Here is a 15,832-nt window from a genome sequence, read left to right as displayed (position 1 = left end):
ATGCCAACGAATTGCTAATATGAAAGATAATTTCAAGCAAGGGAGCGTCATTTACTATGGAATCATCACGACCACTCACTACTTCATCAGAAAAAACAAAAGATTTAATTATTACGAGCCTTCTCATTTCACTCGTGTTCGTAGCCACATTTTTTATTAATATCCGCTTGCCGATTGCTGCAAATGGGGGGCTCGTTCATTTAGGTTCTGCCATGCTTTTTATTATCTCAATTTTATTTGGTCCGAAGAAGGGCGCAATGGCCGGGGCATTCGGTATGGCACTGTTTGATATTTTATCCGGCTGGACATTATGGGCACCATTTACATTCATTACTCGCGGTCTTCAGGGCTATATTGTTGGTAAAATTGCGACGATGCATGGAAAAAATGGCGGAAGTTTTATTTATAACTTTGCGGCTATCGTTATCTCGGTTCCCTTTATGCTTGGCGGTTATTATATTTGTGAACGTGTTCTCTACGGAAACTGGGTCATTCCACTTGCATCAATTCCAGGAAATCTCGTTCAAAATGCAGTGGGTCTTATCATTGCAATACCAGTATGTATCGCTTTGAAAAAACTGCCCCTTTTTAAATAAAATGAAACTTTAATTAGTGGGGGGTTCCTCATCCCCTATAGAGACGGGACCCCGTTAATGAGGATAAAAAAATTGGTTAGCGGCCAATTTCGCTAACCAATCCTATTTTTATTTTACTAATTTGCTAATTGCTTTAAATGCATCGCCTTTTGCTACTTGCTGCATTTCGAATAATGCCATTTCCACACTAGTTACGCGTGCACCAAGCTGCATCATTTTCTGGATGCCTATCTCTCGATTACTCGCTGTGCGTGAAGACACACAGTCTGCCAGCACTTCGACTTCATAACCGTTTTCCAGTAATTGAGCTGCTGTTTGATACACACAAATATGGGCTTCAATTCCGGCCAATAAAATCTTCTTGCGTCCTGTTTGCTGTAATGCTTGTACAAATTCCTCAGTATCATAAGCACTGAATGTAATTTTTTCAATCGGTTTTTCATCTGTTAAATGCTCCGCAACTCGCTCATCTGTCGGACCAAGCCCTTTTGGATATTGCTCAAGCCATAAAATAGGTAATTCCAATAATTTTGCCCCTTGTACCATTGTGGCGATATTACCTACAACTAGTGCACTTTCCTCAACAACTTGCGCCAATTTCCCCTGAATATCAATCAGTACTAATACTGCTTCTTCTTTTTTTAACATGAATATACCTCCCCTAAGTTGCATTCTTCTCTATTATACTGAACTTTTCCACTAAATGAATAGTAGATCCTCCATTGAAACGAAATGGATGACAATGTATAGTGAAAAGAGAAATGGAGGATTTATATGTTGCGTCTTAGTTGGCTCATAAGTATGGGCATTAGTTTATTTGGAGTATTAATTATTCAGCACTTTTTTACGGTAAAACCGGACGATGTTGCAAATGGAGGAAATCTTGGGGCACTAGGTTTAGCACTAGTTGCACCATTTATTATACTTAGTTTATTTATTACGTTTCGCTTCTTTACTGAAAGTGCAAGAAACGCAAAAGATCAACTTATGCGTATGATTTATTTAGTATTTGGAGTGGCGCTGTTAGTGGCGTTCATCTATTATGCTATTGATTTTTCAAATAGTGTGTATGCATCCCTCGGCGGTGATACGAAGACACCCGGTTCCACAATTTATCGTTTCCCCCTATTAAATGAGTACACGAATCACGTTTTTCTTAATTTTTATACATTTGGAATTGTCCATACTTTAAGTGCTTTAGTCGGTGCTGCTACAGGAATGGTCAAGCCTGCCAAACAGTCTCCGCAATAATAAAAACCCGAATGGTTTGAACCATTCGGGTTTTGTTATTGTTAATTAGCGTACTTCTGCACCAGCTGCTGCTAATGCTTTTAATACTTTATTGTGCGCTGTGACCACTTCTTCGTCTGTTAATGTACGCTCTGGGTCGAAATATGTTAATGAGAATGCTACTGATTTTTTACCAGCCGTCATTTTCTCCCCTGCATAAACATCAAATACTTTTACTTCTTTCAATAAAGAAGTTCCTGCACCTTTAATAATGCTTACAATTTCACCAGCTGGAGCTGCTACATCCAATTCTAATGCGATATCACGACTCATTGCCGGGAAGCGAGGAATCATTGAATAAACAAGCTCTTCTTGTGTTGCACTTAAAATGGCATTTAAGTTCAGTTCGGCTACATATGTTTCTTTTACATCAAATGCTTTTTGTTCTTGCGGATGAAGCTGGGCAATGACACCCACTTTTTCGCCATCTAATAATACATCAGCTGTTCGACCTGGATGTAAACCGTCTACTTGCGCTTTTACATAGCTTACTCGAGCTGTTAAGCCTAATTTAGCAAATACCGCTTCAACAATACCTTTTGCAACGAAGAAATCAACATTTTTCTTTTCGCCCTGCCATGTATTATCTATCCATTTACCTGTTAACACAAGCGCTAAGTGCTCTTCTTCAAATGGAAGTTCTTCAGCAGTTTGTCCAAGGAATACTGAACCAATTTCATATAATGCTACTGTTTCCGCTTGACGGGCTACGTTATAGCTTGCTGCCTCTACTAAGTGAGGAATTAAGCTTTGGCGTAATGTTGAGCGTTCTTCAGACATAGGCATTAATAATTTTGTTGTATCTTCAGCTTTTAATGCAAACTTTTGAGCGTGTGCTGCTGAAGTTAATGAGTAAGTTACCGCTTGATAAAGACCGGCACCTTCCATTACATTGCGTACGATACGGCGTCCTGCCTGATAAGGCGTTAACCGGCCAACTTGATCACTCGCCGGTAAGCTTACAGGAATCTCATCATAGCCATACATACGTGCAATTTCTTCAACGATATCTTCCGGAATTTTAATATCTTGTCGTCGCGTTGGAGCATCAATGATCAATAAGCCATTTGCTGCTTCCACATCAAATTTTAAACGCTCTAAAATAGACAGCATATCCTCTAACGAAATCTTCATACCTAAACGGCCGTTAATAAAGTCAGGTGATACAACAACACGGGCAGGTGACTTATCAAGTTCATCAACTAGCACTGTACCTTCAAGTACTTCACCGCCTGCTAATTCAGCAAGTAATTGTGCTGCACGTTCTGCTGCAGGAAGGACACGATTCGGATCAACACCTTTTTCAAAACGCGCTGAAGAATCTGAACGTAAGCCGATCTCTTTTGAAGTACGGCGCACAGAAGCCGGATTGAAGTATGCAGATTCGATTACTACTGTCGTTGTAGTATTTGATACTTCTGATTTAGCACCGCCCATAACACCTGCAACCGCTTCAGCTTCTTGACCATTTGTAATGACAAGATTGTGGTTAGCCAATTTACGCTCCTGATCATCAAGCGTTGTCATTACTTCACCATCACGTGCTATACGCGTTACGATTTCACCAGTTGCCAATTTATCGTAGTCAAATGCATGTAATGGTTGACCGTATTCCATTAATACGTAGTTTGTAATATCAACTACGTTATTATGTGGTCGTACTCCTGCAGACATAAGCGCATGCTGCAGCCATAATGGCGATTCTTTTACTTCAATGTTTTTTACAACTTTTGCTGCGTACATCGGATTTGCTTCTTTATCTTCTACCGTTAACTTTAAAACGTCTTCCGCTTTTTCAGCTGAAGCTGTATAAACGATTTCCGGTAATTTTACATCTTGGGATAAAATCGCAGCTACTTCATAAGCAACACCAAGCATGCTCATTGCATCCGAACGGTTCGGCGTTAAACCAAGCTCAAGTACTGTATCACGTAAGCCTAAAACTTCTAATGCATCTGCACCTGGAGTTGAATCGGCAGGTAATACATAAATCCCATCTGCATAAGCTTTTGGCACAAGACGGCCTTCAATGCCCAACTCTTGAAGTGAACAAATCATTCCGTTTGATTCTTGCCCGCGTAACTTCGCTTTTTTAATTTTAATGCCGCCTGGCAATTTTGCCCCTGGACGCGCTACGATGACTTTTTGACCAGCATCAACGTTTGGAGCCCCACACACGATTTGTTGAAGCTCTTCTTCCCCAACATCAACTTGACACACATTTAATTTATCTGCTTCCGGATGTTTTTCTTTTGATACAACATGACCAACAACAACATTTGACATGCCTAGTGAACGGTCAATTACTGCATCAACTTCAATACCCGCACGCGTAATTTTTTCTGCTAATTCATTTGCTTCTATAGAAGAAATGTCTACATATTGACTTAACCATTTTAATGAAACTAACATTTATATTGTCCTCCTTCTTACACTTCTGCCTGGTGGAATTGTGATAAGAAGCGTGTGTCATTTGTATAGAAATGACGAATATCATCCACACCGTATTTTAACATTGCGATACGTTCTGCACCGATACCGAAAGCGAAACCTGAAAGCTTAGTTGAATCGTAGCCAGCCATTTCAAGTACGTTCGGGTGTACCATACCAGCACCTAAAATTTCAATCCAGCCAGTTTGCTTACATACATTACAGCCTTTACCTGAACATTTATGACAAGATACGTCAACTTCTACAGAAGGCTCTGTGAATGGGAAGAATGATGGTCGCAGGCGGATTTCGCGTTCTGCTCCAAACATTTTCTTGGCCAATGCATCAAGAGTTCCTTTTAGGTCAGACATGCGGATATTTTCCCCGATTACAAGACCTTCAATTTGCATGAATTGGTGAGAGTGTGTCGCATCATCTGTGTCACGACGGAATACTTTACCTGGGCAAATCACACGAATCGGTTCGCCTTTTTTAGCTTCCATTGTACGTGCCTGAACTGGAGAAGTATGTGTACGCAATAATGTTTCTTCTGAAATATAGAATGAATCCTGCATGTCACGGGCCGGGTGACCTTTAGGCAAGTTCATTGCTTCAAAGTTATAGTAGTCTTTTTCTACTTCAGGTCCTTCTACGATTTCGTAGCCCATACCTAAAAACAGGTCTTCGATTTCTTCGATTACACGTGTTAACAAGTGACGGTTTCCTGCACGTACTTTTGCACCTGGTAACGTCACATCGATTGACTCGTTTTCAAGCTGAGCTAAAATTGCAGCTTCTTCTAAAACAGCAACCTTTTTCTCAAGTTCAGCTGTTACATTTTCACGTACAGTGTTAACTAGGGCACCCATTTTCGGACGTTCTTCTGCAGAAAGTTTCCCCATTCCTTTTAATAGATCCGTGATCGGTCCTTTTTTACCTAAGTACGCAACACGAACGTCATTTAATGCTTTTAAGTCAGCTGCATCGGCAATTTTAGCTAATGCTTCTTGTTCCAATTGCTTTAATTGTTGTTCCATTTACAAAGTCCTCCTTAATAAAATCCAGTGTCATAGTGCCTGGTCTGAACCCGTTGCTTTAACAAATTTACATATACGCACTATAATAATCACCATTTCTGAAAATAAAAAATCCTCGCCCCCTAAGAAAGGGACGAGGACGAGTTTCGCGGTACCACCCTAGTTATTGCAAAAAGCAATCACTTCATTGGAGCTAACGACTATGTCTAGCCGGCAATCCTTTCACCACAAGTGGATCCCGGATGCTGCTCGCGGGGTGAACTTCACTATACAATTTGTTAGCAAGCTTTCAGTCATTGGCTTGCATTCCCTAAAACAAATGGTGTATACCTACTCTTCCCGGTCAACGCATTTCGTAATATATTCTCCAACTAGTTTAATGTATTTTCGTACATTTATCAACTAGCTGGAGCGTTTTTCATCATTACATATCCCAAAGAAGGATTAATAAAGAACCTAAAACAGTCAATACTACTAAACCGATTCCGTATACGATGTTCGAGTAGATAGCCCACTTGTCATTTGTTTCACCAGCGTGCATGAAGACAATAAACTGTAAACCTGCTTGAATGAATGCTGTCACTAAAAGGATAACCATTCCAGTTGTGAATGACATATCTGTGAAGTACACAAGCATTGCAATCACTGTTAAAATCAGTGAAAATACGAAGCCCATAATTTGGCCTATTGGGAAGAACTTAGCCATAGATTACATCATTCCTTTCAAGTAAATGAAACTGAAGATGAAGATCCAAACAACATCCAGGAAGTGCCAGTATAGTGAGAATACAAATGTTTTCCCTGCTGTTACTGAGTTAAGTCCGCGTTTGGCAATTTGGATCATAATGAAGATTCCCCAGAATAAACCAAACGTTACGTGAAGACCGTGTGTTCCTAACGTTGTTAATAAAGCAGATGTGAAGGCACTAGTCGTAATACCTGCACCAACATGTACATAGTGTACAAATTCGTAAATTTCTACAGAAATGAACGCTGCACCAAGTAATAACGTAATACCCATAAATGACAATGTCGCTTTTTTACTGCCAAGACGCATAGCATGAATAGCTAAACCGATTGTAAAACTTGATGTTAAAAGAATAAATGTTTCTGCCAATACTGGACCGATTTCGAAAATCTCAGCAGCAGTTGGACCGTCACCTGTACGACCCGAAAGGACAAAGTATGATGCGAATAATGTACCGAATAACATAATTTCCGCACCTAGGAAAGTCCAGAATCCGAAGATTTTCAGGTTATTTTCCTCTGTTGAATATTCCAATGGAACATTGTTATTAACTTTACCCATTATTTCGCACCTCCTTCTTTTTCATATTTTTTCTCGATTAATTCTACTTCTTCTTTATGGATATGGTAGCCATGGTCGTCTTCTAGAGAACGGTAACCCATGCAAGCTAAAATACCGATTAAGCTGATGATTGCTAAAGTGAACATGCTGAATACTAAAGCGAAACCACCGATGAAGAAGAATATTGATAAAATAAATGTTTGACCTGAGTTATTTGGCATGTGAATATCTTGAATTTCACCTTTGAATAACTTCGTGCCGTTTTTCTTAGAATCCCAGAATGCTTCTGAATTTGAATCAGTTACGTCCGGAGTGATTGCAAAGTTATAGTGTGGGATTGGTGTATGTGTCGCCCACTCAAGACCACGTGCATCCCATGGATCTGAACCGATGTCTCGTGGAGAGTTTTTGAAACTGTACCAAATGTTCCATACTAGCATTAAGAATGAAACAGACATGATTCCGGCACCGACGAACGATACCATGTTTAAAGTACTGAAACCTGCAGCATCAGAGTATGTGTACATACGACGTGCTTGACCATCTAAACCAGTGATATACATTGGAATGAATGATAGTACGAAACCTATAGACATTACCCAAACAGTTGCTTTACCAAGACGCTCATTTAACATGAAACCGAACATTTTTGGCCAGTAGAACGTTAAACCAGCTAACATCGCGTAAACAACACCAGGGATGATTACGTTATGGAAGTGGGCTACTAAGAACATTGTGTTGTGGTATTGGTAGTCAGCTGCTGACATCGCAAGCATAACCCCTGTAACACCACCAAGTGTGAATAAAGGAATGAAGTGCAATGCATACAACATTGGTGTTGTAATAACAATTTTCCCTTTATAAAGTGTGAATAACCAGTTGAAAATTTTAACCCCTGTTGGGATCGCAATTGCCATTGTTGTGATCGAGAAGATCGAGTTCGTGAATGCACCTTGACCCATTGTAAAGAAGTGGTGAGTCCATACAGCGAACGAGAATACTGAAATTAAGATCATTGACCAAACCATTGATGTGTAACCATATAAGTTACGACGTGCGAATGTCGAAATAACTTCAGAGAAAATACCGAATGCCGGTAAGATTAAGATATATACTTCAGGGTGACCCCAAACCCAGAACAGGTTGGCCCAAAGCATGTCCATACCACCGTCACCGATAGCAAAGAATTTAGTATCCCATAGACGGTCCATTGTACCCATAGCTAATGCTACTGTTAATACTGGGAACGCGAATACGATAATTAAGTTTGCAATAAGTGCTGACCAAGTGAACATTGGCATTTTAAATAATGTCATGCCTGGAGCACGCATTTTCATGATAGTCGTAATGAAGTTAATACCTGTCATTAATGTACCAAGACCCGCAATTTGAAGTGCCAGCATGTAATAGTTTGTACCAACTGATGTACTGAATTCATTATCCGCTAATGGGAAATATGAAGTCCATCCAGAATCAGGAGATCCCCCAACGATGAATGAGATATTGAATAATCCCATACCCATGAAGAATAACCAGAATGCCAAGTTGTTCAAACGTGGGAACGCAACGTCACGTGCCCCGATTTGTAAAGGTACTAAAAAGTTAAAGAAGAATGTAATGAATGGCATTGCCATGAATAAAATCATGACTACTCCGTGAGTTGTAAATACTTCGTTATAGTGCTGAGCGTCTAAGAAACCGTTTTCTGGAATAGCTAGCTGTAAACGCATCATTACGGCATCGACACCGCCGCGGAAAAGCATAACTAAAGCAGTGATTAAATACATGATACCGATTTTTTTATGGTCAACAGTTGTAATCCATTCACGCCATAAGTAGCCCCACAATTTAAAATAAGTAACGATCGCTACTAACGCGATTGACCCTAAAACGATAGAAGCCATTGCGATATAAATTAATGTGCTTGGGTGTGGAACTGCAAACTGTGCAAAGAATTCCGACATAGTAGTACTCCTTTCGAAAAGTTGTTACTTTCAAAAATTAGTGTGAAGAATGGTCCTCTTCATCCTCTTTTTCTTCGTCTGAAGATTCATGGTTGTGTTCCGGAGCTGGTGAGAACTCTAGATGTGTACCAGTATAAGTTTGTTTACCAAGGTGACCTGGCTCTAATAATTCGTCAAACTTCTCTTCTGTTAATGGAGCAGCCGTTTCATGAACTTCTGTTACCCATTCGTCGAATTCAGTTTGAGTTAATGCTGTTACATCAAAAATGTTTTCTGCTGTACCACGACCTGAGAAGTTCGCGTTACGTCCCCAGAATTCACCTGGGTTGTCAGCAGCTAAGTGTAATGTTGTTACCATGTCTGCCATTGCGTATTTCTGACCACCAAGTTGTGGAATCCAGAAACTTGTAATTGGACCATAAGAATAAAGTTTAAATTCAACCGAGCGTCCAGCAGGAATGTATAGGTAGTTTACTGTTTCAATACCTTGTTCTGGATAGCTGAAGTGCCATTTCCAGTTAGATGAAGAAGCATAAATAACTAAAGGTTCCTGATCTTCATATTCTTGAGGAACATTCTCAACAATGTAGTTACTCTTAACAGAAACAAATGATAAGAAAATAACGATGATTACAGGAATACCAATCATAATTGTTTCTACAAGCCAGTGACCATGAATATGCGGTGGCTCGTAATCTGGACTTTGTTTTGATGCACGGTATTTAAATAACATAAACACCAAAATTGCTAATACTGTTAAAACAATCCCTGACATTAAGTAAATTAATAACATTGTGTCATCGGCTTGTCTTTGAGCTTGAGGACCTTTAGGATCAAGTACTGCTAACTTATCGTTACAGCCTGCTAATAGAATAGCACCTAGTCCCATGAAAGAGAGTAATGTTCCCTTCATATTTACTTTCATAGTTGGACTCCTTTCCAAATAAATAGAGCTTGTTAGATTTTGCTTAAGCGCTTTCATGTGAGAGCGAAAATAAAATAATGACAATAGTGTTACTACGAATGAATAATTTCACTTATTACCATTTACACTATGCATATAGTGGCAAATAACCAGAACATCAATTCATCACCATTTAGAACCTTTAAATTGAATCCCATAATTAACAGTTTGCTCACTATTTCAAAAAGCATTATTTTATTTTTTTGTTGTGACAACTTAAGGCGCCTGTCTAACCTACTTAGATTTTAGTTAAACATCAAATAAGTGTCAAAACATCAAATTGGAAAATACCCTTATTTCTGCCATTTTTCGAGCAATTCTTTTTTAATATTTTAAAATAATGAAGACAAATGCAGTAAAACAAAGCAATTACGAGCTAAAACACGCCTTCATTTCAAAAATGACATTTCTATGAACTCGTTAATGTTCATATTTTGCGACTAATCAGAAAGCGCTTAATGTTTCATATTATGGGTTTTATTTCCACTTTTTACCTAATATTTTAAAAGAAATGGGATTTTATAAGTACTTACTTACAAAATCCCTCGTTAACTTTTCGACTGTTTATTTTACAAATGCATACAGTAAAATTCCTGTTGCCACCGCAACGTTCAATGATTCTGCCCCGCCAAATATAGGAATGATGATGTTCTGGTCTGTTTTTGCCAAAATTTGAGGATTAATACCACTCCCTTCATTACCCACAATTAATGCAAATGAATCACTTGGTTCCACTTTTTTGTAAGAAATAGATTCGTCCAATGAAGTTCCATATACACGAACATTATCAGCCTGCAGGTTTTCCACCCATTCCAACAAGTCGCCACGTACGACTGGAATATGGAAATGAGAACCTTGTGCAGAACGCAAAGATTTCGGATTAAATGCATCGACACTACCTTTCCCTAATATAACTGCATCAATTCCAGCTGCATCTGCAGTTCGGATCATTGTGCCGATATTTCCCGGATCTTGAACCGCATCGACTAAAAGTACTTTGCGCCAATTTAATTGTTCATCTTCGGAGATTTGGCGTTGCTTACAATGGGCAAATACCCCTTGGGAATTTTCAGTTTCCGCAATTTCTTTTGAGACTGCATCATTTACGTGTACTAATACCACTTCATCAATTGCCCATAATAAAGGTAGATCAACACCATCACGCACAATGATTTGCACGATTTGATCTTTATGTTTTAACGCTTCTTCCACTAAATGAAAACCTTCTACTATATATTCCCCTGTTTTTTCACGTTCTTTTCGTTGTGTCACAAGCTTTTTCCAATGCTTCACTAGCGTATTTTGTATCGATTCGATTCTTTTCATGATTTCCCGTCCTTTTTTACGTACTCGATTGTATATTTTAGCACAATTATTTTGTAATCCATAATGCAATGCCATGTATAAAGTTTATTATTTTGAACAAAGTATGGGAAAAGGAGGTTTCATATGGATTTTCAAATTCGACAAGCAATTACTGCCAATGTAATGGGCTCAGATGCCGCTGAATTTCAGGATATCGTCAATGATGCAATTGCACGGGGGGAGGAACATTTACTTCCAGGCCTTGGTGTATTCTTGGAAAAATGGTGGAACGGTGCAAGCGAAAGTGAGCGAAACGATTTTTCACAAAAATTAGCAAAACAATTTGTCAGCTAACATTTAGCATAACCACCCATCATTCAATTATGATTCCATACAAAAAAGCAATCCAGCGTCTCCCGGATTGCTTTTTCTATGTAGTGATGGGGCATTCCATCTTGAATACAGACATCACTTGTAGTTCTTCATGAATCGTCACAGCGTCTCCCGTTGTTATTCATGTTGGACTACTACATTATTTATTTGCCCTTCCTGCACATAAATAATGTATGGTTCGCAGTGGCGACTACAACCCGTAGTATAAAGCCAACTGCCTGTTACTTTTTACGCCAATAAAGATACTAAAACTGCTTTTTGTGCATGCAGACGATTTTCTGCTTGCTCAAATATATAAGAATTTGGGCCGTCAATAACTGACGTCGCAACTTCTTCCTCTCGATGTGCCGGTAAACAATGAAGGAACATATAATCCGGCTTTGCATGGGCAACCAATTCATCATTAATCTGGTATTTCGCAAAATCCTTTAGTCGCTTTTGCGTTTCTTCTTCCTGCCCCATAGATGTCCATACATCTGCATAAACAGCATCTGCATTTGTAACAGCTGCCACAGGGTCATTCGTTACAACAATGGTACTGCCGTTTCGAGAAGCAATCACTTGTGCTTTTTCAATAATACGCGTATCGCATTCATATCCTGGTGGTGTTGCAACTGCTACATGCATACCAACATGTGCTGCAGCAACAATAAGCGCATGTGCTACATTATTGCCATCACCTACATAAGCAATTTTTAATCCTTTCAAATCCCCTTTATTTTCGGCAATTGTTTCAAGATCAGCTAATGCCTGACATGGATGATCAAGATCCGTTAAACCATTAATGACCGGAATCGATGCGTTATCAGCCAATTCTTCCACCATCGTATGGGAGTTGGCACGAATCATAATTCCGTCTAAATAACCTGACAATACTCTTCCTGTATCGGAGATTGGTTCACCACGGCCAATTTGCATATCACGTGCATTCATATACATGCCATATCCTCCGAGCTGCTGCATACCTACTTCAAATGATACGCGTGTACGCGTTGAGCTTTTCTCAAAGATCATGCCCAGTGTTTTACCTTCCAATAATCGTGGACATTTGCCTGCTTTTGTTATTGTTTTCAACTGTGTCGCAAGTTCAAGCAGTTGCTTCACTTCTTCACTCGTATAGTCAAGCAGTGTTAATAAGTCTTTTCCTTGTAAACTTTCAACGGGCTTTAATTGCACCTCTTCTAATAACTTCATCATTACACACCTCTGTGAGCTTTATGTTGATTTTATTATACAAATGAATAATTATAAAATCAAGTGAATTATTATAAATTATTTAAATTAATTAAATTGTATAATAATTACACTCATTCCTTAACGATGAGATAACTCACTTGAAGGATATATTTTATGTTTTTTGGAGAATATTTTCGATTTTTATTGAATTCTAATTCATTTTTAAGCATACTATTTACAGCAGTATATTTTGGAAATAATTTACTCTATAACTGATTTAGGAGGAATCATTATGCCGAACGCGATCCACACAGTGGAATTACCATTATCTAATGAGATAATATGGCATTTTCTAAAGGACTATAATAATTGGGCACCATTAATTCCAGGTTATATCGAGCACGAAGCAATACATGATACGCAGTTCACTTGGACTTTACTTGCAGATTTAGGGTTCACGAAAAAGAAGATTATTCTTCAAGTAGATATAACTGATTCTGTTGAACCAACTAATGTAAAATTTAACATAAAAGGTTTGTCCGACAACTTTGATGGGAACGGCTATTTTAACATTGCAACCGGCAATAACGAGTCTACTCAAGTAACAGGCAGCCTGGATTTATCTGCTGGCGGTTTTATGGGGATGATGATCAACCCTGTTTTGGAAAGTTTCGTACCTAAAGCGACGTCTGATTTAACGAACTCAATTGAAACAAAGCTTACTGCCCTACATGATGTAAAATAAACAAAAAACCATTAACTTTCCTGACAATCGGAAAATTAATGGTTTTCGCTTATTTTAATGGAGATTGTACAGCAGGTTTCAGCATACGATGCACAATTCCTTCATCATATTCACTGCAGACACTAATACAAACTTTCATATATAATGTAAGTCACAGTAAAATTCGTCGTTTGATAACTGCTAAACTCATTCATCTTTTCTTGAATGCCTTCTCTAGTACATTTTAATATAGCTACTTTTCTCGTCCAAACTTCTGAAAACGCCGTGCCATTAGCTATTCTTCTTTTTTCCTTCAAACCCTTCTACAACTATTTCCGGCTGTATTCATAAAGTCCCCTGTTCCAGGCCATCCTCTAAAAACATTTCCCAAATTGATTCATTTATAGAGATCTATTGAAACACACCATCGCGTATAATTGTAGTATTTACTGTAACGTTCACTTTCATTTCGGAAAACATTTCATCCCACTTTTTTTTATCAATATCCGCATTTCGATTCTGTGCTTTATAATATTCGCCAAACTGGAATATATCGGTATTGATTTCATGGCTATAGTCTATAATTTGATTAATTTCACTTTCAATTTTCTTGTTGATTTCTTTCTCAAGTTTATGAATGATGCTCGGATTATCCATGCTCACATCTGAATCAACTTCCAATAACCGACATTCAATTTTAATCGTTAAATTGAATTCAGGCACTGCCGAATCTACTAGTTTAATCTTCCGCTTTGAATTTATAGAGTCAATGGCTATTGGTAGTCCTTCCGAGGAATCAGGGGGGGATTTTTCCAATGTTGTTATAGGTATTTCCATTTCAAGCGTTCCATTATGAGTCTTCCCTTTAACCATCAATATATAAATTGCTTCCTCTGCCGGGAGTTTGCCGACTATTTTCCCTTCGTTAAAAAAAGCTATACCAGATATTTTGATATTATTTTCTTCTCTTTCTAATATCGGCATGGAATAACTATCTATAAATGATAGTTTATCTCTGTTGATTTCATGGAGAGTCGATGAAATAATATACTGCTTGTCTACATTATATTTAATTAATTGATAAATATGTTGTCCAAGATCAGATATATTTTCATACTTATACTCTAATAGTTCGTTCAAATCCCCTTCCACAGAAGCTATATATGTTGCATTGCTGATTTCGGAATTCATTTTTAAGATATGAATGTTCTCATTTAAACCTACTTTAGCCAGCTCTTCACCGTATAACACAACCCGTAATTGCCCTGAGCCAATAGTCTTCGATGTTTTTAAATCAATTTTTGAACGTGCCCCCCTACTTGTTAATGCAGTTGCAGATTGCAATTCAATTTTACTTTCTAAATCCGGATTAATTTGTCGGATAACAGCAATGGCGGCCAACTTATCCTCATCAGCTAAATCAAAGCCTACCAATGTTGTTAAACTGATTCTTTCAAGAATTTTCTGTTCTGCACAACCTACCAAAACGATAATACAGGCGAACAGCAAAATCAGTTTTTTTAACGTAGTCAGCTCCTTCATTCCCTTCTCGCTTGTCGTTTAAAGACTTTTTTCTTTAGGAGAGCAATGAAATATAATAAGACAGGGTAAGCAAATACGATATAAAATGCGTAGTACCCAAAATAGTTGTTGAATGTATTAATCTCAAACCGTGTCTCCACAATCAACGATCCTATAAATATAAAAAGGGAGAAAATAATAATAAATTTCTTATCGGTTATATTTATTATTCGGCTAACCCCCCTATAAGCAGACCATGCAAATAAACAAAGGTTCGGCAAGATTATCATCATCCAGTAACAGACCGTTATCAGTTCAATCCGTTCAAGAAATGGCAAACGGACAATGCTGAATAATGATAATGTTGCCCAAATCGTTTTCTCAAGCTGTTCCCCACTAAAAAATGTTAATGTAACCAACATAACAAACAAATAAATAGCCAATGTAAACAGCAATCCAAAATGTACAAATTTTTGCGCCTTATTCTTTTCTTTGACATATGGATAAACCGTATTAATTATTTCAAAACCTACAATCGTAAGCGTCATCGAATACGCTCCTTTGAGTAGACTTATAAAATCATTATCTAGTACAGGTAACAGGTAATTAACATTCGAATATTCAATAGGAAATAACAGTACAATTAAAATCCAGAGACTTAAAAAAAAGCTAAAAAAACAGACTCCAATTATTACTCGTAGGCCGCCCGTGAATGCATAACTTACAGTTATAAGCAGTGTAATGGTAATAAACGAAGAACTTAAGCCTGGAAATACCCATGTATTAATAACATCTGTATAATTTTTAATAATGGCAAAATACGCCAAACCGCAATAAACAATATAGGTCAAATTAATAAAATTCCCTAAGTATTTACCAAATAAATCCAAATTCACCCCATAAATATCATTTGCTTCGTACAATTCCAGCGTTTTAATAATTATAAAGACAATAAAATGTGCTGCAATAAAACTAATAATGATGGAAATCCAGGCATCTTGTTTCGCATCTTTATAGATAATGCTTTGAAATCCATGAACTCCTACACCTATTTGAGCAGAAGAAATGATGAAAAAGAGAAGAGGGGCATTGAATGTTTGAGTGGGATTAATTTGCAGCATAT

General features: G+C 37.9%; 15 protein-coding genes and 1 other annotated feature. Of the genes, 4 read left to right on the top strand and 11 right to left on the bottom strand.

The features are described from left to right. Positions 1 to 56 precede the first annotated feature (56 nt). On the top strand, positions 57 to 596 hold the full coding sequence (locus tag ACQKN3_RS00750) for an ECF transporter S component (protein ID WP_251686538.1): 540 nt from the start codon (positions 57 to 59) through the stop codon (positions 594 to 596). Positions 597 to 704: 108 nt separating this feature from the next. On the opposite strand, the gene ACQKN3_RS00745 is transcribed toward ACQKN3_RS00750, so the two are convergent. Continuing rightward, positions 705 to 1,244 carry a hydrolase gene (locus tag ACQKN3_RS00745; protein WP_008404996.1) on the bottom strand — a complete coding sequence of 180 codons (540 nt, stop codon included), beginning with the start codon at positions 1,242 to 1,244 and terminating at the stop codon, positions 705 to 707. 126 nt (positions 1,245 to 1,370) lie between these two features. On the opposite strand from ACQKN3_RS00745, the gene ACQKN3_RS00740 reads away from it, so the two are divergent. After that, the gene (locus tag ACQKN3_RS00740) at positions 1,371 to 1,847 is read left to right on the top strand and encodes a nucleoside-diphosphate sugar epimerase (RefSeq protein WP_427708705.1); all 477 of its coding nucleotides are present in this window, start codon (positions 1,371 to 1,373) and stop codon (positions 1,845 to 1,847) included. Between the two features lie 45 nt (positions 1,848 to 1,892). Here the strand turns inward: ACQKN3_RS00740 and pheT are convergent, their stop codons facing one another. The 7 genes from pheT to ACQKN3_RS00705 form a co-directional block, all read right to left on the bottom strand. Continuing rightward, complete coding sequence (pheT, locus tag ACQKN3_RS00735; RefSeq protein WP_427708703.1) at positions 1,893 to 4,298, bottom strand: phenylalanine--tRNA ligase subunit beta; 2,406 nt, start codon at positions 4,296 to 4,298, stop codon at positions 1,893 to 1,895. A 17-nt stretch (positions 4,299 to 4,315) separates the two neighbouring features. Continuing rightward, complete coding sequence (pheS, locus tag ACQKN3_RS00730; protein WP_014823150.1) at positions 4,316 to 5,353, bottom strand: phenylalanine--tRNA ligase subunit alpha; 1,038 nt, start codon at positions 5,351 to 5,353, stop codon at positions 4,316 to 4,318. A 126-nt stretch (positions 5,354 to 5,479) separates the two neighbouring features. Continuing rightward, positions 5,480 to 5,709 (bottom strand) — a binding site (T-box leader). A 68-nt stretch (positions 5,710 to 5,777) separates the two neighbouring features. After that, on the bottom strand, positions 5,778 to 6,059 hold the full coding sequence (gene qoxD / locus ACQKN3_RS00725) for a cytochrome aa3 quinol oxidase subunit IV (RefSeq protein WP_008407695.1): 282 nt from the start codon (positions 6,057 to 6,059) through the stop codon (positions 5,778 to 5,780). A 3-nt stretch (positions 6,060 to 6,062) separates the two neighbouring features. Beyond that, a complete protein-coding gene (gene qoxC / locus ACQKN3_RS00720; protein ID WP_014823149.1) occupies positions 6,063 to 6,662 on the bottom strand; it encodes a cytochrome aa3 quinol oxidase subunit III in 600 nt (199 codons plus the stop codon). Further along, positions 6,662 to 8,626, bottom strand: a complete 1,965-nt coding sequence (qoxB, locus tag ACQKN3_RS00715) for a cytochrome aa3 quinol oxidase subunit I (protein ID WP_427708700.1) — start codon at positions 8,624 to 8,626, stop codon at positions 6,662 to 6,664. Before qoxB ends, qoxC begins: the two co-directional genes overlap by 1 nt. A gap of 37 nt (positions 8,627 to 8,663) precedes the next feature. Then, complete coding sequence (gene qoxA / locus ACQKN3_RS00710) at positions 8,664 to 9,551, bottom strand: cytochrome aa3 quinol oxidase subunit II (protein ID WP_251686533.1); 888 nt, start codon at positions 9,549 to 9,551, stop codon at positions 8,664 to 8,666. A gap of 603 nt (positions 9,552 to 10,154) precedes the next feature. Continuing rightward, the gene (locus ACQKN3_RS00705; protein ID WP_427708698.1) at positions 10,155 to 10,916 is read right to left on the bottom strand and encodes a TrmH family RNA methyltransferase; all 762 of its coding nucleotides are present in this window, start codon (positions 10,914 to 10,916) and stop codon (positions 10,155 to 10,157) included. 123 nt (positions 10,917 to 11,039) lie between these two features. On the opposite strand from ACQKN3_RS00705, the gene sspI reads away from it, so the two are divergent. Further along, positions 11,040 to 11,249, top strand: coding sequence for a small acid-soluble spore protein SspI (sspI, locus tag ACQKN3_RS00700; protein WP_251686531.1), 210 nt, complete (start codon positions 11,040 to 11,042; stop codon positions 11,247 to 11,249). Between the two features lie 267 nt (positions 11,250 to 11,516). Here sspI and argF read toward each other — a convergent pair whose 3' ends face one another. Next, a complete protein-coding gene (gene argF / locus ACQKN3_RS00695; protein WP_251689983.1) occupies positions 11,517 to 12,482 on the bottom strand; it encodes an ornithine carbamoyltransferase in 966 nt (321 codons plus the stop codon). A gap of 274 nt (positions 12,483 to 12,756) precedes the next feature. Here argF and ACQKN3_RS00690 point away from each other — a divergent pair, with 274 nt between their 5' ends. Continuing rightward, positions 12,757 to 13,209, top strand: coding sequence for a CoxG family protein (locus ACQKN3_RS00690; RefSeq protein ID WP_427708695.1), 453 nt, complete (start codon positions 12,757 to 12,759; stop codon positions 13,207 to 13,209). A 390-nt stretch (positions 13,210 to 13,599) separates the two neighbouring features. Here the strand turns inward: ACQKN3_RS00690 and ACQKN3_RS00685 are convergent, their stop codons facing one another. After that, the gene (locus ACQKN3_RS00685; protein ID WP_427708693.1) at positions 13,600 to 14,730 is read right to left on the bottom strand and encodes a Ger(x)C family spore germination protein; all 1,131 of its coding nucleotides are present in this window, start codon (positions 14,728 to 14,730) and stop codon (positions 13,600 to 13,602) included. Beyond that, positions 14,727 to 15,830 (bottom strand): GerAB/ArcD/ProY family transporter, encoded by a 1,104-nt coding sequence (locus tag ACQKN3_RS00680; protein ID WP_427711556.1) that lies wholly within the window; start codon positions 15,828 to 15,830, stop codon positions 14,727 to 14,729. Before ACQKN3_RS00680 ends, ACQKN3_RS00685 begins: the two co-directional genes overlap by 4 nt. Between the last annotated feature and the right edge of the window lie 2 nt (positions 15,831 to 15,832).

The organism is Solibacillus sp. NPDC093137, from assembly GCF_050280445.1.
GTDB classification, from domain to species: domain Bacteria; phylum Bacillota; class Bacilli; order Bacillales_A; family Planococcaceae; genus Solibacillus; species Solibacillus isronensis_B.
Note: the sequence above shows the minus strand (reverse complement) of the source record. Positions and strands in the feature narration are given on the sequence as shown.